Here is a 20,956-nt window from a genome sequence, read left to right as displayed (position 1 = left end):
AAAAGGAGATACATGTATGACAGTCAATATGCTGAAAAGTAAAATACATCGCGCAACGGTAAAGCAGGCGGAACTGCAGTACGTCGGCAGCATCACGATCGATGAGGCACTGATGGAGGCGGCTGGCATCTTCGAATATGAGAAGGTGCAGATCGTCGATATCGAAAATGGAAACCGCTTCGAGACGTATGTGATCGCCGGTGAGCGTGAGAGCGGCATGATCTGCTTAAACGGTGCTGCCGCAAGACAGGTGTGTGTCGGAGATAAGATCATCATTATGTGTTATGCAGATATGACGCCGGAAGAGGTACAGACACATAAGCCGAAGGTTGTATTTGTGGATGAGGAGAATAAGATTTCGAGACTGACAAATTACGAGAAACATGGTAGACTAGAGGATATGTGAAATATTTCTTAACTAGGAGGAACATTATGCTTACAGGAAAGAAGATCGTGCTCGGTGTAAGTGGTGGTATCGCAGCCTACAAGATGGCGAATGTTGCAAGCATGCTTTCCAAGCTGCATGCAGACATCCATGTTGTGATGACAGAGAATGCGACACATTTTATCACACCGGAGACATTTGAAGTACTGACAGGAAACCACTGTTATACAGATACATTTGACCGTTGCATGGAACTGCATGTACCGCATATCGCGCTCGGTACGCAGGCGGATGCAATCTTGATCGCACCTGCAAGTGCGGATGTCGTTGGCAAGATCGCGAATGGAATTGCGGATGATATGCTCACGACCTGTGTGCTTCCTGCAACCTGTCCGGTTATGCTTGCCCCATCCATGAATGTACATATGTACGAGAATCCAATCGTGCAGGATAACATGAAGAAGCTTGCCTCCTATGGATATGAAATCATCGAGGCGGACGAAGGATATCTGGCATGCCGGGATATCGGCAAAGGAAAGCTTCCACCGGAGCATGTACTTGTGGATTATATTATCCGTGCCTGCGCAATGGACAAAGACCTTGCAGGTAAGAAGGTGCTTGTGACAGCAGGTGCCACACAGGAGTCCATCGATCCGGTCCGTTATATCACGAATCATTCGACCGGCAAGATGGGGTATGCATTGGCACGTATGGCGGCATTCCGTGGCGCCAAGGTTACACTTGTGGCTGGACCGACGAATCTGGAGGATCCATTGTTTGTCGATATGGTGAAGGTTGTTACAGCGGAAGATATGTATGAGGCAGTGACAAGCCGGAGCGCGGATATGGATATCATCATCAAGGCAGCGGCGGTTGCCGATTACCGTCCGGAAAATGTCAGCGATGAAAAGATCAAAAAGCAGGATGGCAGCATGGCTATTCCGCTCACAAGAACAAAGGATATCCTGTCATATCTTGGCGAGCATAAGAAGGACAGACAGTTTATCTGCGGATTTTCTATGGAGACAGAGCATATGGTAGAAAATTCGAAGAAGAAGTTAGAGAAGAAGCATATTGACATGGTTGCTGCGAACAACCTGAAGGTAGAGGGTGCCGGATTCGGCGTGGATACGAATATTATGACACTCATAACAAAAGAGGGAGAAAAAGAACTCCCTCTGATGAGCAAAGAAGATGTCGCAAATGCGATATTGGATGAAATTATAGCAAAGATAAACTAATCATTTGGTATATCATGAAATCTGCCAGCGAGTTCTTCGGTTTTGACGATATTGATAAACGCATGTGAATCAATCGAACGAATCAGAGGAATGAGCTGGCGTTTTGCTTCTGTATTGATGACAGAGTAGATCAAAGTTTTCTCTTTTTCTTCATAACAGCCGATGCCCTGAAACAACGTCGCGTCGTGGTTGGTTGTTTCCCGTATTGCTTTATAGATCTGTTCGGAGTAATCCGAGATGATAAATAATGTTTCTTTTTTGTATCGTTTATAAAGAATCTGAATCGCCTGTGTGCTGCAGAACTGGAAGATGATCGAATAAAGCGCAATCGACCAGCCGAAGAGGTAACCGGCCAGAATCAGCAGCATGACATTTCCAAATAATATATAGTTCCAGGCATCAATTCCTTTGCGCTGGGACAGATAGATGCTGATGAAGTCTGTACCGCCGGTTGTTGTGCCGACATTTAGACACAGACTGATGGCGAATCCGTTGATCAGACCGCCGAACACACTGTTCAGCATGGCGTCCTGTGTAAATACATAGGCAGGCAGTATGTCGACGAAAATACTCGACAGAATGATCGTGAGAATCGAGTAGAGTGTGAATTTCCGTCCGATGAATTTGAACCCGATGTAGACTGGGATGATATTTAACAGGACATTCAGCAGTGTGTATGGAACATGAATGTGCAGGAATTTCTGGAAGATCTCCTGCAGAAGCAGAGATAATCCGGAGAAACCGCCCGGAAATAATCCCGCAGGACGTGCGAAACAGCACAGGTTCCATGCGAAGATGATGGACGCGAGGATAACGATGAAGATCCGGAATACCTGATAGAATTTCGGGTGTTTGTATTCAATGGACTGGAACATGGTGAACCCTCCTTTGCGGTGTGTGGAATTGGTGGATATGTTGGTATTTCATTGCAGTAATATGAGATGTATTGAAACTAAGAAGTACTAGATGTTCTGATATAGATAGTTGTAATTGTACGCAACCGCCGCCAATTCGCCATCCGTGGCTCAGTGGCGGCTTGTTTGAACATCGTGTTCAAACATTGCTGATTATACTCAGAACATCAAGAACTTCTAAGTTCCAAACATATCCATATTACTGCAATGAAATACAACCATATATCCACAAATTACAGAACATCTTGATGTTTGATTATTTGTTTCTTTTCTTCAAATTATAAATATAGTATACTATGATTAGTTGAATTTATAAATATGAATTAGGTAAAAAAGAGGAACGAAAGTGAAGAAAAACGATAGCATAGAATTAGTGATAGAGGATATGGGAACAGACGGCGAAGGAATCGGACATGTAGCGACCGAGGACGGCAGAAGCATCGCAGTATTCGTGAAGGATGCTGTGATGGGCGATACGATCCGTGCCGCAATCACAAAGGTCAAAAAGCAGTATGTGTATGCGCGGTTGGTGGAAGTAATTAAACCGTCACCATATCGCGTAGAACCGAAATGCCCGGTGGCAAGACCATGCGGAGGCTGTACCTTGCAGCATGTGAGCTACGAAAAACAGCTTGATTACAAATGGAACAAAGTTAAGAACTGTCTTTCGCGTATCGGTGGAATCGAGCATCCGGAAGATCTGATGGAGCCGATCATCGGCATGGAGAATCCGTGGAATTACCGGAATAAAGCACAGTTCCCGGTGGGACGGGACAAGGAAGGAAAGGTCGTAACCGGATTTTATGCAGGAAGAACGCATACGATCATTGATACGCCGCATTGTGATATTCAGGCGGAAGGCAATGATACAATTATTAAATGTGTGCGGGATTTCCTGCAGGAATATAATATTTCAACTTATGATGAGGAGACGCATACTGGTCTGATGCGTCATATCCTGACGAGGGTAGGATTTACAACCGGTGAGATCATGGTGTGCCTGATCATCAATGGCACGAAGCTCCCACATGCGGATGTGCTGGTAGAGCGGTTGCGCCAGATCGATGGAATGACGAGCATCAGCATCAATATCAATCAGGATAAGACGAACCGGATTCTGGGAGATACATGCAAGACCTTATGGGGACAGGATTATATCACGGATTATATCGGTGATGTGAAATATCAGATATCACCATTGTCGTTCTATCAGGTAAACCCGGTGCAGACAAAGAAACTGTATGACAAAGCCTTGGAATATGCAGATCTGCAAGGCGGGGAGACAGTCTGGGATCTGTACTGCGGTATCGGAACTATTTCGCTGTTCTTGAGCAAAAAGGCGGCGAAGGTGTACGGCGTGGAAATCGTCCCACAGGCAATCGCCGATGCAAAGGTAAATGCGCAGATCAATGGCATCGAAAATGTGCAGTTCTTCGTTGGCAAGGCAGAAGAAGTGCTTCCAGCCGAATACAAGGAACACGGCGTATATGCGGATGTGATCGTCGTCGATCCGCCACGCAAGGGCTGCGATGAGACATTATTACAGACAATCGCAGATATGCAGCCAAAGCGGATGGTCTACGTGAGTTGTGATCCAGCCACGCTTGCCAGAGACGTGAAGCGCATGGGCGAGCTTGGGTATCAGGTCGAGAAGGTTGCGGTCGTGGATCAATTTTGCCAAGGAGGGCATGTTGAGACGGTTGTATTGATGTCAAAGAAAGACACATAAGAGGCTCGAAAGCCCTTGATTTCAGGCGCTTTCCGGCTTTCGGCAGCTTCGAGAGCGTCGAGTGGATAATCGCTCTGCGGTAACTTATCCAAGGGCGTCTCCGGTAAAAGGTGTGAATGTTGAGTTGCCGAGATAGATGTCAATAAGTTGAGTTGCCGAGTTAGATGTTGGAGGTAAATTATGCTGGTATTGAAGATAGTGTCCGTTCTGTTGGGATTGTCATTTACTCTGTTCGGGTATTTTATATACCTCCGGAAAAAGTATAATCTCATCAATTGTTTTGAAGCTGATTTCAAAGCAGGGAGAAAAAATGAAGAGTATGCAAAACGCGTCGGAATGGTGGAATTTGTCATTGGTATAGCGGTTTTGGTTGCTGGAATCGTTCTCATCATATTTACATAAAGATGACAGTTGATGGCGCCACGCTGCCAACAGCGGAAGTATGGAGTTCATTATTCTTGACTCAACCAGCGGTAGAGTAAGCAAAAATCAACTGATGGTTCGTGTGAATTTACATGAATTCCGGATATGCTTGAGTCATGAAAGGAGGTGCCCGATATGGATCAAATCAAAATTGGAAAATTCATAGCGTCCTGCAGAAAGGAACAGGGCATGACTCAGGCAGTCCTTGCTGAGCAGCTCGGAATCAGTGACCGGGCAGTATCAAAATGGGAGACCGGAGTTTCCCATAGTTAAAGATACCACACCAAATATGATGAACCCACGCTTATACACTACCAGCTATAATAAACCGCAAGGACAGCAATTTGATGATACTGCTGTCCTTTCTTTTATAAAATTGCAGTACACATAAAAAAGCTGTAATATGATAAATATATTTGTCCTTGTAACAATTCTCGGACATTTGCCTGTTATACTATCTGCAAAAAGCAAAGGAAGTGAGGATATGAAGCAGATTTTAATTGTCGAGGACGACAGTTTTTTGAATAAGATGTTAGCCTATAACCTGACCGCAGACGGCTACGGCGTGACTTCTACTCTAAATGCCAGAACCGCAGCCGAAGCCATCCGCCAGCGGGAATTTGATTTAGTGCTGTTGGACATTAACCTGCCAGATGGGAACGGTTTTGAGCTGTGCAAGCTGATAAAGCCCCAGCACCCGGACACCATCGTAATATTCCTGACCGCCAACGATCAGGAGAGCGACCAGATACGGGGCTATGAGGTGGGCGCGGTGGACTACATCACAAAGCCCTTTGTGATCGGGGCCTTGCAGCGAAAAATCAAAGCCATGTTCGCTATGCTGGAACACCACAAACCGGCCAAGGACATTTACGACGACGGGCGGCTGTTTCTGGACTTCTCGGAGCAGACGGCTTCCCTAAACGGCAAGCCCCTGACCCTATCCCCGATGGAGTATAAAATGCTGAACCTGTTCCGCAAAAATCCCCGGCAAGTGCTGACCCGTGGGCAGCTTTTGGAAAAGCTGTGGGATATAGACGAGAGGTTTGTAGACGAACACACCCTGACAACCTCCATCAGCCGGATTCGCAGCAAGATTGAATCTGACGGCGGCGCACCCTACATCAAGACTGTTTACGGCATGGGCTATCAATGGACGGGAGGCGAGGCAAAATGAAGTTTCAAAACCTCTCGGTAAAGCGGCTGTTTGGCCGGGTGGCAATGGAGCTTGTCCTCTCCATGTCCGGGATCACCATAGCCCTGTTTCTTGTGACAAAACAGATTGCGGTGCTGCTGACAGGCGGGACGCTGCTGCTGTGCGCCCTTGTGGGGATTTTTGTACTGACGCAGGCGTTTGGAAAGCGGCTGTCGCAGTTTACCGCTGACCTGTGCCAGACCTTAGACCACATGATCGCCGGGAATGAAGCGCCCCAGCGGCCAGAGGACAGCGAAACCCAGCTTGCCAGAATCGGACACCGGCTGGCAAGGCTTTACCAGATCATGCAGGAGAACCGCCGCCGGGTGGACGAGGAACGGCAGGAGTTACAGACCCTTGTATCGGATATTTCCCATCAGGTGAAAACGCCGGTAAGCAATCTGAAAATGGCGACGGACACCCTGCTGGAAAAGCCCATGACCGAGGCGGAGCGCACCGACTTTATCCGGGGAATCCGCAGCCAGACGGATAAGCTGGACTTTCTCTTTCAGGCCCTTGTGAAAACCTCCCGACTGGAAACAGGCGTGATCCAGTTGGATAAGAAGCTGGGCCGTCTTTTTGATACTGTGGCGCAGGCCATGAGTGGGATCGTGTATGCGGCGGAGAAAAAGGAAATCGCCGTGTCCGTGGACTGCCCGGAGGATTTGACCGTTTCCCATGACAGCAAGTGGACATCGGAAGCCCTCTTTAACCTGCTGGACAATGCGGTGAAGTACACCCCGGCAGGCGGGAAAATCGCTGTGTCGGTGGTGCTGTGGGAAATGTATGTGGAGATCAAAGTGACCGACACCGGCAAGGGCATTTCCGAAAGCAATCAGGCTGCCATCTTCCGGCGCTTCTATCGTGAGGAAGAAGTACACGAACAGCAGGGCGTGGGCATTGGCCTGTATCTGGCCCGCGAGATTGTAATGCGGCAGGGCGGCTATGTCAAAGTGGTTTCGGAGCCGGGCAAGGGTTCGGAATTTTCCATTATGCTGCCTACAAAATGAAAGTAAACAAGCGAGGTGTTTCTATTATGAATGAACGAGAAAAAATAATCCGACTGTGGTTTGATATGTGGCTTTATCAGAAAGATATGGGCATTGATGATATTTTTGCGGAAGATGTACTCTATACAGAAAGTTGGTGTCCCCAGTATAGCAATCGTAAAACAGTAAAACATTGGTTTCAGGAGTGGAATACCCGTGGAAAGGTGGTAGTTTGGGAAATCAAGCAATTTTTCCATAAAGAAAATCAAACGATTGTAGAGTGGTATTTCAAAAATGGAATGAACAATGGGGATATAGAGGAATTTGACGGTATTTCTTTGATTGAATGGACAGAGGACAATAAAATAAAATCATTAAAAGAGTTTGGGTGTAACCGTAATACCTACAATCCTTATCAAGAAAGCGATACTCCTCAATTTAGAAATCAAAAGGCGAATTGGTTTTAGAACAGATCATGAGCTACGGCGGACGGCCATTTCCGGCTGCCCGCCGTAAATTTTTTTGAAATGTCCGAGCGCTGTAACATTTCACCCCGATTTTCAATGAAATTTTTTGGCCGCTGTAACATTTCGCGGACATTTGGGTTTTACAATGACCTTATCAACAGGCAGAAAGCCTTGAAAGGAGTTTTGAGTATGAGCGTTTTGCAGACGATTGATCTGAAAAAGTATTACGGCACAAAGCCGAATATCACCCGCGCCCTTGACGGCGTGAACTTCTCCGTAAATGACGGTGAGTTTGTGGCCGTTGTGGGAACCTCCGGCAGCGGCAAGTCCACCCTGCTTCACATGATGGGCGGGCTGGACACTCCCACCAGCGGAACAGTGATTGTCCGAGGCGAAGAACTGGCAAAGAAGAACGACGAGCAGCTTACCATCTTTCGCCGCCGCAACATCGGCTTTATCTTCCAGAACTATAACCTTGTTCCGATCCTGAATGTGTATGAGAACATCGTCCTGCCGGTGGAGCTGGACGGGGACACGGTGGATCAGAAGTTTTTGGACGAGATCGTTCATCTGCTGGGGCTGGAAGATAAACTGAAAAATATGCCGAACAATCTTTCCGGCGGACAGCAGCAGCGTGTGGCTATCGCCCGCGCCTTGATTACCAAACCGGCTATTGTGCTGGCCGACGAGCCGACCGGCAACCTTGACAGCAAGACCAGCGCCGAGGTGCTGGGGCTTATCAAGCGCACCAGTGCAGAGTTCCGGCAAACTGTTGTGATGATTACGCACAATGACGACATTGCCCGCCTTGCAGATCGGATTGTCCGCATTGAGGACGGCAAGATTGTGGAGTAAGGAGGTGGCAGGCTATGACATGGCCTTTTGAGAATGATACCAGCGCCATTACAAAGAAGCTGGCAAAGAAAAGTTTGCAAAGCGAGAAGCGCCGGAATCTGATGGTGGTGATTGCCGTTGCGCTGGCGGCATTTCTGATCTGCTTTACGGGAATTGTGTCTACCTCCCTGACACAAATGCAGCGCAATCAGGTTGTCGATACTTATGAGGCGGTCTGGCTGGGCGTAGAGGAAAACGACATTGAAACCCTGAAAGGACTGCCGGAGTTTGAGCGCGTAGGCGGCTACTATATGCTGGGTGAGGAGCTTTCAGAACAGGGCTATCATGCGTCTTATGTGTATTGCGACGCGCAAATGATGGAGATTACCAAGGCGCAGATGGAGTTGTTAGAGGGCCGGGTTCCTGAAAAAGCAAATGAAGTTGTTGTAAGCGAATACTTTCTTTCCACCTATGGAAACAATGCCAAGATCGGGGACACTGTGACCTTAGATACAGAGAGTTTTCATGGTGATTATGTCGTTACCGGCATTATGGACAGCGTAAATGAAAAAGAAGCGAATACCTGCGCTATCATTCTTTCCAACGCTGCCCTGACAGGATGGAAAGGGTTTGACCCGACTGGCTATCGCGCCTATGTCCATTTCAAAAACAGCGACCAGTTGGGCGAAGAACTGATGACCTCTTATTGCAGGGAGATTGCGGAGGAATATCAGCTTCCTATGCCCAAAATGAACAGCAAGTATTTTGCCTATGCTTCTAAATCCTTTGATTTTGCACTGATGGCTGGCGTGATTGCCATTGTTCTGATCGGCGGCTATATTGTGATCCAGAGTATCTTCCGTATCTCCATCAATGACAAAATCAAGAGCTACGGGCAGCTACGGACGATTGGTGCAACGCCAAAGCAAATCAAGCGGATTGTAAAGCGGGAGGGGCGTAAACTCGGCAGTATCGGGATTTTGATTGGTACAGTGCTGGGTGTATGCGGCGGTTTTCTTTTGTTTCCCAAGGGATTTAATGCTGTTTCCTATGTGGCAACGATTATTTTGACACTCATAAGCAGTTGGATCATGGTATCTGTTTCCATCCGTAAGCCGATAAAAATTGCGGCAGGGATTTCCCCGATTGAAGCCGTCCGTTTTACCCCGGCACAAAAGGACATCCGAAGCCGAAAAAAGAATATCAAGCTCAATCCTGTTTCAATGGGAATTGCGAATTTTAAGCGTGACCGAAAAAAGACCGTTGCTATTGTAGCCTCATTGAGTTTGGGCGGAATTATTCTGCTTGTGGTATCCTCCATTGTTTTGCTGCGTTCTCCAGAGGCGCTTGCAAGACGGTTTTTCCCGGACGGCGACTATAAAATTTATTTGGATTCTGAAATGACAGAAGAAAAGGTTATGGCAGCGGGAAATCCGTTGAATGAAGAATTAAAACAGGAAATCTTATCTATTGATGGTGTTACAGATATAATTTCAAGCAGACAATCTCTCTATGCAACCCTTAAGACGGACATTTACCAAAGCGGTGGTATGTGTGATATGCTGACCGACCAGAATTATGCAACAGTTGAAGCGGCTCTGACAGCAGGAACGATGCCAAAAGATTCCCGTAGTATTGTAATTGACTATAATGTGCTAAAGCAGAATGAGGATATGGGTGTTGGTTCAACAGTTGACTTTTATTTTGGAGAGGGGCAACCGCCTGTTTCCGTCACTGTATCAGGATTGTTTGATTCCAACAAGACGCCTTCCGGGCATGGAAAACTGGCCCTCGATGGAGTACTCTTTTTCGCACCAGAAGCATTGTTCCATGAACTGCACCCGGAAATCGCTTCTTTCGACTATTCATGGAGCATTGTAAACGATCCGAAAAAAACGGACTATGTGGGAGCTGAATTGAAAAATATTGTTGCCAGCCATAGTAATATTGCCTTAGATGAAATCAATACAGTGATTGAATATGAAGAAATGACAAATTCTTTTGCGTTTGGCAGTATGGAGATACTTTCATGGTTGGTATTTCTCTTTGGCGTTATCAACCTTATCAATACGACACTCTCTAACCAGATAGCCCGAAAGCAGGAAAACAGTATTCTGCGTTCTATCGGCCTAACACAAAAACAGCTATGTGAAATGAACATCTGTGAGGGGCTGTGCTATGCGCTCTTTGCAACATTGGCGACGCTGATCGTTGGGCTTCCGGCTTCCATCTTTGCTTGCAGAAAAATGAGTATAGGAGCTTTTGCCGGAAATGTAGTGCCTTACAAATTCCCGGTTTTGGAAATGGGACTGTTCATTCTGGTATTGTTCGGAATGGAACTGATCTTGTCTGTATGGACAATCCGCAGACAGAAAAAGCAATCCCTGATCGAACAAATGCGGGCGATGGAATAACCGTATGGGATCGGCGGGGCGGCGTGTGCTGCCCCGCTTTTTTCGCCATTTCTCAAAAAATTTTTGAAATGTCCGAGCTTTGTAACAATTCAGCCTGTTTTTTTGTTGAAATCAAAGGCACCTCGGACATTTATAGTTCTTCCAAAAGTTTGATGATAATATTACCATTCATGGAAGAAGCAATCTGTTATTGCAATAATGCGAAATTGACGATAGAAAGTTTTTCATATCTCGGTCAGCTCAACAATTACATTACTCTGCTGATACAGCCAGTCCGTAAATTCTTTCGGGCTGGCCGTTCCTGTTTTTACAGCCTTTTTTCTCTGTAAGGCTTCTTTCTTAAAGTCGGAAAAGGAAGCCTGTATTTTTTCCAGACGGTCAGCCGGAAAGCCTGCGGTATTTTTTACCCGGTTTATTTTGTTGCGCCAGTTCTGGCATTCATTTTTATAAAGCAGGTCATAGTTATTTTCTCTTGACCTCTCGTCAAATTCCCGCTTGTTTTGAAGCGCCTGTGCTTTTCGGCACTTGTCGCTGCACAGCTCATACCGCTGGCTCTTTGCCAGAAAATATTTTCCACAGACCTTGCACCGCCGGAAGCAAAGCCCCCAGTCATTCAGCCTGTTCAGATAATAGGTAATCAACGGGTAGAGGGACGCATAGGCAGACACACATTCTTCTGTGCGCCGGTTGTCCGGGAACCAGAGGTCAAGCCGGGTATCTTCTGACGGTGCGCCTTTGAAATAAAGGCTGCCAGCTTGAAATTGTTTCGGTTTTCCTGTCTCCCTGTCAAAGCTCATGGTTTCGTTTTGGAATACCCCGGTCAGTCTGCTCATTTTATCCATGAAGCGGTCACAGGCAGCGTTACGGTCACGGGGTTCTCTGGCAAGCAGATAGCTGTTCCAGATACGGAACGCCACATACATTTTCAGAGGGTCGTTGCTAAGATATTTCTCCCAAAGAAATTCGCTTGCCGCCTGCTCCAGCTCCGGCTGTTTCCATCGGTTGGAGTGGAGAGCTTGCCGCAGCGGAGAAAGCCCGTATAAGTTCCAGTCTCTGTCCGTGTCACGCTCAAAGTTTATCAAAAAAGTTCCCAGTGGGCGTGTCATATCACAAAGCACCTCTGCGTTTTGGCTCCCGTTCAGACGGAAGCGGATCTGCTGTTCTTCCCCAATCAAAATCCGCTCTTTCATTTTCTTCCTGTCCAGCGTCAGGACAAACAAAATCCTCTCAAAACATGGCTCATGCCGTATAAACTGATTCTCCATCCCTATCCCCTGCCTTTGTTTATGGTAATTATATAATTCAGTTATATCCGTTACACTCATGGTATCGCAGAATCATTGTTTTGTCAAGGATAGTACGCTATGATGATTGCGGTTGGTAATTTCGTACCGCACAGTACCTTGACAAGTGAATGACCGTCCAAAAGGGATATGACCGGCAGGAGAAGTGACGCATTCGGCGCACCAATGCAGGGAAACACCGCAGGAATGGGGCAGGAAAACGGCTTTTGGGGAGAACGGCAACAGGAAGCATTTTAACCTATTTGATTTATGGGAGGAACAGAATGAACGATAAAAAGAGATTGAACAGCTACGAGGATTTACCGCTGGTTCTGGATGTGGCGGACATTCAGCGGATTATGGGAATTTCAAGAGCGAGCGCCTATGAGCTGGTACACACACCCGGCTTTCCAGCGTTCCGCAGGGGCAGACTTATCAAGGTCAGCAAAATTGCTTTCTTTGAATGGATGGCAAAAGGCTCCGAAACCGTACCGGGAAGCGACAAATAAGCGTGAGGTATCATTCCCTGACTTGCAATACTGCCGCACTTTCCAAAGGGGCATACAGAGGGAAAAAAACTTAAAAATGATACCGAGACGCTACATCAAAACAGCCTATCTGCGTACATCAGATAGAAACGGAGAAAGGAGCCGGTTATGGCAAGAATGAGTAACAAGCGGCGGTTGGAATGGTCTTTCTTCTTAAATGACCGCAGCCGTATCACTTACAACGAACTGTGCCGGAAATGCCAGCACGAATGTAAACAGAGCTTCCGGGCGGTTGTGGTTGACTGCCCGAAGTATCTTTCCAAGCGTTCCAAGAAAAAGGACAAGACTGCCGGAAACGGCAAAATCCCTTAGGAACTAAGGGCGCACTTCTATACATAGTCTAAAGACCATGTATCGTGCGTCCTGCGGAGCTTACCTCTGCCGCTGATAAAATCAGCAATCCGAGGTCTGCGTTCGCTTCGCTCCGACAAGGTGGCTACACCCCCTTGCGCCGCTAAAGCGGCTATCCCCTGTGTATCCGCCGCAAAGAGAAATCCGCTCTGCGGTTTTCCCTTTTCATCGGGTTTTATAGAAGCACTGACACACGGACTGTCTGCGGATGGTCTTTCTTTATCTTATCAGCAAAGGATGTGAGAACATGGAAAAATCTTTGGAACAGTTGAAGCAGGAATATGAAAAAACCACTGTCCTGCTGGAACAGGAAAAACGGAAAATGCAGCGTTTGAAAAACCGGCAGGCGTATCTGGAAAGCGGTTCCCGGAAACAGAGGACGCACCGGCTGATTACCCGTGGGGCAGCTATTGAGAGCATTGCACCACAGACAAAGGAGCTATCCGAAGCGGAATTTTATTCCCTCATGGAAAGCATTTTGAATCTGCCGCAGGCGGAGCATTTCATCCGGTCTGCCACAGAGAACCACGCCCGTATTTCCGGGCAGGAGAAAGGCGGTGACTAAGGATAGCACTTTATCATTTTTCAATCGCACAGATCAAGCGCAGCGCCGGTCAGAGCGCCATTGCCAGCGCAGCCTATCGAGCCGGGGAGCGTCTTTACAGCAGCTACTATGGAGAAGTCAGCGACTACACCAAAAAGGGCGGCGTGATCGCTTCGGAAATCATGCTGCCGCCCCATGCGCCGGAAATATATCTTGACCGGGCGACCCTCTGGAATGCTGTGGAGAACTGCGAGAAACATCCAAAAGCACAGCTTGCCTATTCCTTTGATATTGCCATGCAGAATGAATTGACGCTGGAAGAAAACATGGAGCTGGCGAGGAAGTTCGTACAGGAGCAGTTTGTGACAAAAGGCATGATTGCCGACCTTGCTTTTCACAGCCCGGAGAAAGAGGACGGCGGCATCCCTAACCCGCATTTTCATGTGATGACAACCATGCGCCCTTTGAACCCGGATGGCACATGGGGACAAAAACAGCGTCGGGAATATCTTCTTGATGAAGATGGAAACCGAATCCGGGATAAAAACGGCGATTATATGTTTAACGCGGTCCATACAACAGACTGGCATGAGCCGGAAACGCTGGAACACTGGCGGGAGCAGTGGGCGGCTGCCGTTAATACAAAATTTGAGGAAAAAGGGCTGGATGTGCGTATCGACCACCGTTCCTATGTGCGGCAGGGGCTTGACCTGATACCTACTGTCCACGAGGGAGCTAATGTCCGGCAGATGGAAGCAAAGGGCATCCGCACCGAGAAAGGGGAACTGAACCGCTGGATTAAAGCCACCAACCGGCTCATGCAGGATGTGAGGAAGAAGATCAAAGCCCTGTTTGTCTGGATGGCAGAGGTAAAAGAAGAACTTTCCAAACCGCAGACACCGAGCCTTGCCGACCTGTTGATCGCTTATTACAACCAGCGCAACGCAGGGGCATGGAGCAATAAAGCCAGAACCGGAAACTTAAAGCAGTTTGCCGAAGCCGTCAATTATCTGACGGAAAACAAGCTGCTCACATTAGAGGATTTGCAGGAGCGTCTTTCCTCTGTCAACGAAGAATTTGAAGCGTTAAGCGACTCCATGAAAAAGAAATCTGCCCGGATAAAGGAATTGCAGGAATTGATACGGGAGGGCGAGAATTACCAGCGGCTAAAACCTGTTCATACGGAATTGAACAATATCAAGTTTAAGAAACAGAGGGAGAAATTTGAAACATCCCACGATGCGGAGTTACGGCTGTTTTATGCCGCCCGCCGTATTTTGAAAGAAAAACTGGACGGAAAACCCATTGCCCTGAAAGCATGGAAACAGGAATACGCACAGTTAAAAACAGAGTATGCCGAACTGTCTCCGCAGCACAAGCCACTCCGGGAGGAAGTCATACGGCTACGGCAGGTGCAGAACGCCGTAGATACCGCACTGCGCCGGAGGGAGCAGCCACAGGCAGTACAGAGAAAGAAACATGAGATGGAGCTATGATATAACCGGCAGCTTTACCGCTACCAGTATTTTTATGGAGGGAGCATTTGAATGTATTTGAAGCGGTGAAACAGTCTGTTACCACCCGGCAGGCTGCTTCATTCTATGGAATCCGGGTGGGGAGAAACGGCATGGTCTGCTGTCCATTCCACAATGACCGCACGCCCAGCATGAAAGTGGACAGCCGCTTTTACTGCTTCGGCTGCGGGGCTTCCGGGGATGTGATCGACTTTGCCGCTTTGCTGCATGGATTGGGGAAACGGGAAGCTGCGGTCAGGCTTGCGGAGGACTTCGGCGTTTCCTATGAGAAATCCGGCAATGCGCCGCCAGATAGGAAGCGTCACAACAGGTCACAGCCCCGACAAAAATCAGCGGAGCAGAGATTTCAGGAAACGGAACGGTATTGTTTCCGGGTGCTATGCGATTATCTGCGCCTGCTGGAGCATTGGAAAACAGCACACGCCCCACAGCCGCAGGATGCCATCTGGCATCCTCTTTTTGTGGAAGCGTTGCAGAGGATAAGCTACACAGAATACCTTTTGGATATTTTGTTATACGGAGAAATAGAAGAAAAAGCGGCATTGATCGCCGCACAGGGAAAGGAGGTGTTGCGGCTTGAACAGCGAATTTCAGAGCTTGCCGCCGGAAACGCAGGAAGCGGTCAAAAGGACGATGGACACAATGGAACCGGCGCAGACACCGGCAGAAATCCGGGAAACATTAGAGGGGACGCAGAAAGGCGGCGTGAAGAACAGCATCCGAAACTGCCTGACGGTGTTCCAGCGTGACCCTCTGTTTCGCGGGGCGCTGCGCCTGAACCTTTTGACGGAGCAGATTGACATTGTGAAGCCGCTGGGCTGGGAGCGCACCAGTACCACGCTGACCGACATGGACATGAACTACCTGCTTTTGTATCTGGAAGAAAATTACGGGCTTACCAGCGAGAAAAAGGTGCAGAGCGCCATCAAGATTGTTGCCAATGAAAACCGCTACCATCCAGTCAGGGATTACCTGAACAGCCTGCAATGGGACGGCACAGAGCGCATCCGTTACGCCCTGCATCACTTTCTGGGAGCCGATACGGACGAATACACCTATGAAGCCTTGAAACTGTTCCTGATGGGAGCCATCCGGCGGGTATTCAGACCGGGGAGCAAGTTTGAGGTCATGCTCTGTCTGGTTGGTGGTCAGGGAGCCGGGAAATCTACCTTTTTCCGGCTGCTGGCAGGCAGGGACGAATGGTTTTCAGACGATTTGAAAAAGCTGGACGATGAAAATGTGTACCGCAAGCTGCAAGGGCATTGGATTATCGAGATGTCGGAGATGATTGCCACAGCCAACGCCAAGAGTATTGAGGAAATCAAGTCATTCTTAAGCCGCCAGAAAGAAACCTACAAAGTGCCGTATGAGACACATCCGGCAGACCGGCTGCGGCAATGTGTATTTGGAGGGACGACCAACCGGCAGGACTTTTTGCCCCGTGACCGCACCGGCAACCGGCGCTTTCTCCCCGTGACGGTGTACCCGGAACGGGCGGAGGTTCACATACTGGACGATGAAGCGGCGGCGAGGGCGTATATCGAACAGATGTGGGCGGAAGCCATGACGGTTTATCGCAGTGGGAAGTATAAGCTGTCATTCAGCATGGAAATGAACCGATACCTGAACGCCCACCAGCAGGACTTTATGCAGGAAGACACACAGGCCGGCATGATCTACGCCTATTTGGAGGACTACACCGGCGACAGGGTATGTTCCAAGCAGCTTTATGAGGAAGCGCTGGGGAACTTAAATTCCCCGGCAGACTGGGAGACACGGGCAATCTGCGAGATTATGAATACCGGCATTGCGGGCGGCATCATACAGGGCTGGGTAGCCTACAAAAGCCCGAAGCGGTATAAGAAATACGGTTCTCAAAAAGGCTGGGAGCGTGTCAACCAAGCTCCGCCGGAGGGGGACGGTTTTCAGGAAATCACGGAAGAAGAAGCCCGGCAAATGGAACTTCCATTCTGAAAAGCCACCGGTTGACAGTTTGGTTGACGCTTTGGTTGACAGCCGGTTGACGGGGAAAAGCCTGATATTTGGGGCATTTCTCTCCTTTGTCAACCATGTCAACCAAGAAATCAAAGAAAAAGTAAAAAGTAATAATAGAGCGCCTATGGATTGTTTTCAAAGTCTTTTCTGCCGGTTGACACGGTTTGGTTGACACGGAGACAGTCTGCGGCTGTACACCTGTCTGACATTCCCTTGTCGGGCATATTTCATTTATGGAGGTAACTGCCTATGGCAAAAAGCAAAAACGAGAGCAATAACAAAAACAGCGGCACCCTGCTTACCGAAAAAGACGGCACCCAGTATTTTGTCATGGGGAAAGTCCGTATCAAGGTATCGGAGCATTTCGCACAGGATGGGAAGCCGCTTGACAGCCTGCTGGAAGATGTGATCCAGCACGCTGCCGCCGCTTCCTGAAAAAATACGGAATAACGACTGTCAATCAGCCCACGCTTATGATATACTTGTACCAGCGAGTATTGTATAAGCGTGGGTTGTTTCTTTTAGAAGGAGGATTTTTAACCGTGAAACAACCATACAATACAACGATTTATAACACTGCACTATATTTGAGATTGAGCCGTGACGATGAATTACAGGGGGAAAGCGGCAGTATCCAGACCCAGCGCATGATGCTTAGACAGTATGCCGCAGAGCATGGGCTGACCGTTGTAGACGAGTACATTGACGACGGATGGAGTGGGACAAATTTCGAGCGTCCAAGTTTCCAAAGGATGATTGATGACATCGAAGACGGGAAAATCAACTGCGTTGTCACAAAGGACTTATCCCGTCTGGGAAGAAACTATATCCTGACCGGTCAGTACACGGAAATCTATTTCCCCAGCAAGGGAGTACGCTACATTGCCATCAATGACAATGTGGACACCATCAACGGAGAAAGCGAGCTTGCACCGTTCTTAAACATCCTGAATGAAATGCACGCCCGACAGACCAGCAAAAAGGTCAAGGCTGCCATGCACACAAGATTTGCCAATGGCGCACACTATGGAGCCTATGCACCGCTGGGCTATGTAAAAGACCCGGACAAAAAAGGTCATCTTCTGATCGACCCGGAAACACGCTGGATTGTAGAGAAGATTTTTGACCTTGCTGTACACGGGCGTGGAGCCGCCAGCATTACACGGATTCTGGTGGAGGAAAAAGTACCTACCCCCGGCTGGCTGAACTATGAAAGATACGGGACTTTCGCCAATATCTACGCCGGTGCGCCCGCAGAAAAAGCCTATGCGTGGACGATTGCACAGGTCAAGAGCATTTTGAAAGAGGAAACCTACATCGGTCACAGCGTTCACAACAAGCAGAGCAACATTTCATTCAAGAACAAGAAAAAGGTGCGGAAGCCGCAGGAAGAATGGTATCGTGTGGAAAATACCCACGAAGCCATCATTTCCGAAGAAGTGTTCCAAAAAGTTCAAGAGCTGATTGCAAGCAGACGCAGGAAACGCAGAAACGGTACGACACAGATTTTCGCAGGATTGATAAAATGTGCAGACTGCGGATGGTCTTTAGCCTATGGGGAAAACAAGCAGAACAAAAACCCATACGGGTACTACCATTGCAGCAAGAACGGACAGGGATTACGCCAGTGTTCCATGCACTATATCCGCTATGATGTACTGTATGCCTATGTGCTTGCAAGACTGCAATACTGGTCTATGCTGGCACAGAAAGATGAGGACAAGCTGCTGAAACGGCTGCTCAATGTCAGCGACAGGGAAAGGAACTCTGCGAAGAAAAAGCAGGCTGCGGAGCTGAAAAAGGCAGAGAAGCGTAAAGCCGAGGTTGACGGGCTGTTTGCTAAAATGTATGAGGACTGGTCTGCCGGACGCATAACCGAGTATAACTTCAATATGCTGTCCGAGAAGTACCAGAACGAGCAAAAGGAGCTTGAAACAAAAATAAGACAGCTTCACGAAATGATGGAAGCCGCCGTACAGACCGCAGCGGATGCTGAAAAGTGGATTGCCCTAATGAAACAGTATGTCAACCCTGTGGAGCTGACCGCCGAACTTCTGAACACTCTAATTGAAAAAATAACCGTCCACGAAGCTGTCAAGGGCGAGGATGGAAGCCGTGAGCAGGAAGTAGAAATCTACTACCGCTTCATCGGCAAAATCGACTGACCTTTCTTTTTTTACCCAACAATATCTTTAATTAAGGGAAACGGGAAAGTCCATCCCGGATTCCGGGATCATGCTGGAGCTGTGTGAGCTTCTTAAAATTAACGTCAACGAACTCCTGTCGGGCGAAAGAATTATGGCAGAAGCATATGACAAGCGGGCAGAAGAAAACCTGCTGGCAATGAGACGAGAGGTTGAAGAAAAGAACAGGCAGATGCTCAGGACGGAATACTGGATTGGAGCTCCGGCAACTATTGCAGGACTGGTTATGTGTGCCGTAGCCGCATATGTCGAGATGGCGGTGTGGCTCAGGATTGTCCTTATTGTGTTTGCTCTGGTAATGATTGTCGCCGTTGCATTTATAGCAGTGGGGATCGAGCAAAAGGCCGGATACTATGAATGCCAGAATTGCCACCACAGATATATTCCTACATACTGGCAGACAAATCTTGCTATGCACATGGGCAGGACAAGATATATGAAGTGTCCGGAATGCAGCAAATGGAGTTGGCAGAAGAAAGTCCTCTCCAAGGAAAAGGAGGTGCAGTAATTCAAGAAAAAAGAGCCTGTTACATCGATACTGATCGGCGCGGCAACATTCTTGGTATTTACATTGATACTTGAAAAGCCTATTCAGAACGTGCTGGCGTTTCCGACAGCAATGGGTCTTTCGGATCACGCCGTCAGCCGGTTCCTGAACGCAAACCCTGTTCTACTGGCACTTGTAGCCGGTCTCTTTCCGGGATTGTTTGAAGAGACAGGGCGATTGGTTGCGTTTAATACCGTTCTCAAAAAGCGTAAAAACAGAGAAACATCGATCTCCTACGGCATCGGACACGGCGGTTTTGAGGTAATTCTGATATTGGGTATTACGTATATCCAGTATATTGCTTATGCCGTCATGATCAACACCGGCACTTTCGGAACTTTGGTTGAACAAGTTGCTGTACAGGCACCGGAACAGGCGGCTACTGCCAAGGCATTGGCGGATACGATTGCAGCGTTCTCGTTCTCTGACATTGGAATAGCTTTTGTTGAAAGAGTATTTGCTGTTTTGTTCCATATTGGCGCATCGATACTTGTGTTTTATGCCTGCAAGGATAAAAAACATTTCTGGCTGTATCCTCTTGCGATCATCCTTCATACCGGAATGGATTTTATCGGTGGACTGTACATCTTTAATGTTATCAGCCTGTCTCCGTGGATGCTGGAGGGTATTGTTTCTGTATTCGGACTGGCGGTATTTTTCGGATCATACCTGCTGTTTTATAAGAAGGACGTCGGAGTTCTGACAAAAGAAGATTAAGACAGACCAAGGCTCCTCACTACTGATTAGGTTCAGTGGCGAGGAGCCTTTTTACGCTTCGATGTCGATTGTGAGGCCGGACTTAAATTCCACGGTGAAGTGGTCGGCAAAGACGGCGATCTTCTCGATGAGCTTTTTGACCTATAAAAAGGAACTGGAGAGATATGGCTTCAAAATCGGGAAAATATCCCTGAAGGAAAAGACCGTGAAAATCGAGCGATTAATAGATATCAGTTAGGAGGTCACATGATAAAAATAGAAAAGTTCAAAAGTGATAGATTAATAATCTGTGCACAATTTTATGATCACGTGATTACTGATACTCCCGATATGGATAAGTATGGCCGTTGGAAAAGAGGTCTGTGTCTGTATAAAAACAAAGGGTTTGTGTATCGTGGAATGCAAAACTTGTATGCAGTAAATAATTACTTGAAAGAGTTGGTAAACCGAAAGAATTTTGAATTGAATAAAAATTTTGTGGGCTTTTGGATGATGAATAACAGTTGATATGGTACAATGTATGTGAGCGCACCAACTATGACGGCGCAAACTGTAATAATGATATGAACCATGCAATAGCAGGCCATTTATGAAAAGTTACGCAGATTTTATGTATTGCTATGGGCGACCTGAATATCAAT

At 47.7% G+C, this 20,956-nt stretch carries 23 protein-coding genes and 1 pseudogene; 22 read left to right on the top strand and 2 right to left on the bottom strand.

Annotation, left to right across the window (positions count from 1 at the left end; all coding sequences use genetic code 11):
• Positions 1-16: 16 nt before the first annotated feature.
• Both panD and coaBC read left to right on the top strand, forming a co-directional pair.
• Positions 17-406, top strand: a complete 390-nt coding sequence (gene panD, locus H9Q76_RS08300) for an aspartate 1-decarboxylase (RefSeq protein WP_117781681.1) — start codon at positions 17-19, stop codon at positions 404-406.
• Between the two features lie 26 nt (positions 407-432).
• Complete coding sequence (coaBC, locus tag H9Q76_RS08295; protein ID WP_249320925.1) at positions 433-1,626, top strand: bifunctional phosphopantothenoylcysteine decarboxylase/phosphopantothenate--cysteine ligase CoaBC; 1,194 nt, start codon at positions 433-435, stop codon at positions 1,624-1,626.
• Here the strand turns inward: coaBC and H9Q76_RS08290 are convergent.
• Positions 1,623-2,501, bottom strand: coding sequence for a YitT family protein (locus H9Q76_RS08290; RefSeq protein ID WP_117781679.1), 879 nt, complete (start codon positions 2,499-2,501; stop codon positions 1,623-1,625). The genes coaBC and H9Q76_RS08290 overlap by 4 nt on opposite strands.
• Before the next feature lie 424 nt (positions 2,502-2,925).
• Between H9Q76_RS08290 and rlmD the strand changes: the two genes are divergently transcribed.
• The 8 genes and pseudogenes from rlmD (at position 2,926) to H9Q76_RS08250 (ending at position 10,591) form a co-directional block, all read left to right on the top strand.
• A complete protein-coding gene (rlmD, locus tag H9Q76_RS08285; protein WP_249321892.1) occupies positions 2,926-4,269 on the top strand; it encodes a 23S rRNA (uracil(1939)-C(5))-methyltransferase RlmD in 1,344 nt (447 codons plus the stop codon).
• Between the two features lie 180 nt (positions 4,270-4,449).
• Positions 4,450-4,671: a DUF3784 domain-containing protein gene (locus tag H9Q76_RS08280; RefSeq protein ID WP_117781678.1), complete on the top strand. Its 222-nt coding sequence runs from the start codon at positions 4,450-4,452 to the stop codon at positions 4,669-4,671.
• 156 nt (positions 4,672-4,827) lie between these two features.
• Positions 4,828-4,956: pseudogene (locus H9Q76_RS08275) on the top strand (helix-turn-helix domain-containing protein); the annotation flags it as partial.
• Positions 4,957-5,176: 220 nt separating this feature from the next.
• The gene (locus H9Q76_RS08270; RefSeq protein ID WP_117447642.1) at positions 5,177-5,869 is read left to right on the top strand and encodes a response regulator transcription factor; all 693 of its coding nucleotides are present in this window, start codon (positions 5,177-5,179) and stop codon (positions 5,867-5,869) included.
• A complete protein-coding gene (locus H9Q76_RS08265; protein ID WP_117447643.1) occupies positions 5,866-6,897 on the top strand; it encodes a sensor histidine kinase in 1,032 nt (343 codons plus the stop codon). Before H9Q76_RS08270 ends, H9Q76_RS08265 begins: the two co-directional genes overlap by 4 nt.
• Before the next feature lie 26 nt (positions 6,898-6,923).
• The gene (locus H9Q76_RS08260; protein ID WP_044946403.1) at positions 6,924-7,343 is read left to right on the top strand and encodes a nuclear transport factor 2 family protein; all 420 of its coding nucleotides are present in this window, start codon (positions 6,924-6,926) and stop codon (positions 7,341-7,343) included.
• Positions 7,344-7,532: 189 nt separating this feature from the next.
• A complete protein-coding gene (locus H9Q76_RS08255) occupies positions 7,533-8,198 on the top strand; it encodes an ABC transporter ATP-binding protein (RefSeq protein ID WP_002586595.1) in 666 nt (221 codons plus the stop codon).
• 14 nt (positions 8,199-8,212) lie between these two features.
• Positions 8,213-10,591, top strand: coding sequence for an ABC transporter permease (locus H9Q76_RS08250; RefSeq protein ID WP_117447644.1), 2,379 nt, complete (start codon positions 8,213-8,215; stop codon positions 10,589-10,591).
• Between the two features lie 224 nt (positions 10,592-10,815).
• Here H9Q76_RS08250 and H9Q76_RS08245 read toward each other — a convergent pair whose 3' ends face one another.
• Positions 10,816-11,856, bottom strand: a complete 1,041-nt coding sequence (locus H9Q76_RS08245; protein ID WP_008816376.1) for a DUF6076 domain-containing protein — start codon at positions 11,854-11,856, stop codon at positions 10,816-10,818.
• Positions 11,857-12,158: 302 nt separating this feature from the next.
• Between H9Q76_RS08245 and H9Q76_RS08240 the strand changes: the two genes are divergently transcribed.
• The 12 genes from H9Q76_RS08240 (at position 12,159) to H9Q76_RS08185 (ending at position 20,822) form a co-directional block, all read left to right on the top strand.
• Entirely contained in the window at positions 12,159-12,383 is a 225-nt protein-coding gene (locus H9Q76_RS08240; protein WP_005362423.1) for a helix-turn-helix domain-containing protein, read from the top strand.
• A gap of 147 nt (positions 12,384-12,530) precedes the next feature.
• A complete protein-coding gene (locus tag H9Q76_RS08235) occupies positions 12,531-12,734 on the top strand; it encodes a hypothetical protein (RefSeq protein WP_004614949.1) in 204 nt (67 codons plus the stop codon).
• 286 nt (positions 12,735-13,020) lie between these two features.
• Entirely contained in the window at positions 13,021-13,338 is a 318-nt protein-coding gene (locus H9Q76_RS08230; protein ID WP_008816380.1) for a DUF3847 domain-containing protein, read from the top strand.
• Positions 13,339-13,340: 2 nt separating this feature from the next.
• Positions 13,341-14,813, top strand: a complete 1,473-nt coding sequence (gene mobQ / locus H9Q76_RS08225) for a MobQ family relaxase (RefSeq protein WP_074104019.1) — start codon at positions 13,341-13,343, stop codon at positions 14,811-14,813.
• Between the two features lie 47 nt (positions 14,814-14,860).
• Positions 14,861-15,601 (top strand): CHC2 zinc finger domain-containing protein, encoded by a 741-nt coding sequence (locus H9Q76_RS08220; RefSeq protein ID WP_014079457.1) that lies wholly within the window; start codon positions 14,861-14,863, stop codon positions 15,599-15,601.
• Positions 15,486-16,826 (top strand): virulence-associated E family protein, encoded by a 1,341-nt coding sequence (locus tag H9Q76_RS08215; RefSeq protein WP_009321442.1) that lies wholly within the window; start codon positions 15,486-15,488, stop codon positions 16,824-16,826. The genes H9Q76_RS08220 and H9Q76_RS08215 overlap by 116 nt, the downstream gene beginning before the upstream one ends.
• A gap of 270 nt (positions 16,827-17,096) precedes the next feature.
• The gene (locus H9Q76_RS08210) at positions 17,097-17,282 is read left to right on the top strand and encodes a hypothetical protein (protein WP_004849804.1); all 186 of its coding nucleotides are present in this window, start codon (positions 17,097-17,099) and stop codon (positions 17,280-17,282) included.
• Positions 17,283-17,389: 107 nt separating this feature from the next.
• A complete protein-coding gene (locus H9Q76_RS08205; protein ID WP_071431012.1) occupies positions 17,390-19,012 on the top strand; it encodes a recombinase family protein in 1,623 nt (540 codons plus the stop codon).
• A gap of 133 nt (positions 19,013-19,145) precedes the next feature.
• The gene (locus H9Q76_RS08200; RefSeq protein ID WP_243275652.1) at positions 19,146-19,559 is read left to right on the top strand and encodes a hypothetical protein; all 414 of its coding nucleotides are present in this window, start codon (positions 19,146-19,148) and stop codon (positions 19,557-19,559) included.
• Between the two features lie 51 nt (positions 19,560-19,610).
• Positions 19,611-20,315 (top strand): YhfC family intramembrane metalloprotease, encoded by a 705-nt coding sequence (locus H9Q76_RS08195; RefSeq protein WP_249320924.1) that lies wholly within the window; start codon positions 19,611-19,613, stop codon positions 20,313-20,315.
• Between the two features lie 61 nt (positions 20,316-20,376).
• Positions 20,377-20,553 (top strand): hypothetical protein, encoded by a 177-nt coding sequence (locus H9Q76_RS08190; RefSeq protein WP_181985573.1) that lies wholly within the window; start codon positions 20,377-20,379, stop codon positions 20,551-20,553.
• A gap of 8 nt (positions 20,554-20,561) precedes the next feature.
• On the top strand, positions 20,562-20,822 hold the full coding sequence (locus H9Q76_RS08185; protein ID WP_117781675.1) for a hypothetical protein: 261 nt from the start codon (positions 20,562-20,564) through the stop codon (positions 20,820-20,822).
• Positions 20,823-20,956 lie beyond the last annotated feature (134 nt).

It is taken from the genome of Wujia chipingensis (genome assembly GCF_014337155.1).
In the GTDB taxonomy this organism is placed as follows: Bacteria; Bacillota; Clostridia; order Lachnospirales; family Lachnospiraceae; genus Coprococcus_C; species Coprococcus_C hominis.
This window is presented reverse-complemented; position numbering and strand designations above follow the sequence as displayed.

Excerpts from the sequence above, each read along its gene's own strand:
- panD (WP_117781681.1), top strand. The coding sequence starts at position 17 with ATGACAGTCAATATGCTGAAAAGTAAAATACATCGCGCAACGGTAAAG.
- coaBC (WP_249320925.1), top strand. The coding sequence starts at position 433 with ATGCTTACAGGAAAGAAGATCGTGCTCGGTGTAAGTGGTGGTATCGCA.
- H9Q76_RS08290 (WP_117781679.1), bottom strand. The coding sequence starts at position 2,501 with ATGTTCCAGTCCATTGAATACAAACACCCGAAATTCTATCAGGTATTC.
- rlmD (WP_249321892.1), top strand. The coding sequence starts at position 2,926 with ATGGGAACAGACGGCGAAGGAATCGGACATGTAGCGACCGAGGACGGC.
- H9Q76_RS08280 (WP_117781678.1), top strand. The coding sequence starts at position 4,450 with ATGCTGGTATTGAAGATAGTGTCCGTTCTGTTGGGATTGTCATTTACT.
- H9Q76_RS08270 (WP_117447642.1), top strand. The coding sequence starts at position 5,177 with ATGAAGCAGATTTTAATTGTCGAGGACGACAGTTTTTTGAATAAGATG.
- H9Q76_RS08265 (WP_117447643.1), top strand. The coding sequence starts at position 5,866 with ATGAAGTTTCAAAACCTCTCGGTAAAGCGGCTGTTTGGCCGGGTGGCA.
- H9Q76_RS08260 (WP_044946403.1), top strand. The coding sequence starts at position 6,924 with ATGAATGAACGAGAAAAAATAATCCGACTGTGGTTTGATATGTGGCTT.
- H9Q76_RS08255 (WP_002586595.1), top strand. The coding sequence starts at position 7,533 with ATGAGCGTTTTGCAGACGATTGATCTGAAAAAGTATTACGGCACAAAG.
- H9Q76_RS08250 (WP_117447644.1), top strand. The coding sequence starts at position 8,213 with ATGACATGGCCTTTTGAGAATGATACCAGCGCCATTACAAAGAAGCTG.
- H9Q76_RS08245 (WP_008816376.1), bottom strand. The coding sequence starts at position 11,856 with ATGGAGAATCAGTTTATACGGCATGAGCCATGTTTTGAGAGGATTTTG.
- H9Q76_RS08240 (WP_005362423.1), top strand. The coding sequence starts at position 12,159 with ATGAACGATAAAAAGAGATTGAACAGCTACGAGGATTTACCGCTGGTT.
- H9Q76_RS08235 (WP_004614949.1), top strand. The coding sequence starts at position 12,531 with ATGGCAAGAATGAGTAACAAGCGGCGGTTGGAATGGTCTTTCTTCTTA.
- H9Q76_RS08230 (WP_008816380.1), top strand. The coding sequence starts at position 13,021 with ATGGAAAAATCTTTGGAACAGTTGAAGCAGGAATATGAAAAAACCACT.
- H9Q76_RS08215 (WP_009321442.1), top strand. The coding sequence starts at position 15,486 with ATGGACACAATGGAACCGGCGCAGACACCGGCAGAAATCCGGGAAACA.
- H9Q76_RS08210 (WP_004849804.1), top strand. The coding sequence starts at position 17,097 with ATGGCAAAAAGCAAAAACGAGAGCAATAACAAAAACAGCGGCACCCTG.
- H9Q76_RS08200 (WP_243275652.1), top strand. The coding sequence starts at position 19,146 with ATGGCAGAAGCATATGACAAGCGGGCAGAAGAAAACCTGCTGGCAATG.
- H9Q76_RS08190 (WP_181985573.1), top strand. The coding sequence starts at position 20,377 with ATGTCGATTGTGAGGCCGGACTTAAATTCCACGGTGAAGTGGTCGGCA.
- H9Q76_RS08185 (WP_117781675.1), top strand. The coding sequence starts at position 20,562 with ATGATAAAAATAGAAAAGTTCAAAAGTGATAGATTAATAATCTGTGCA.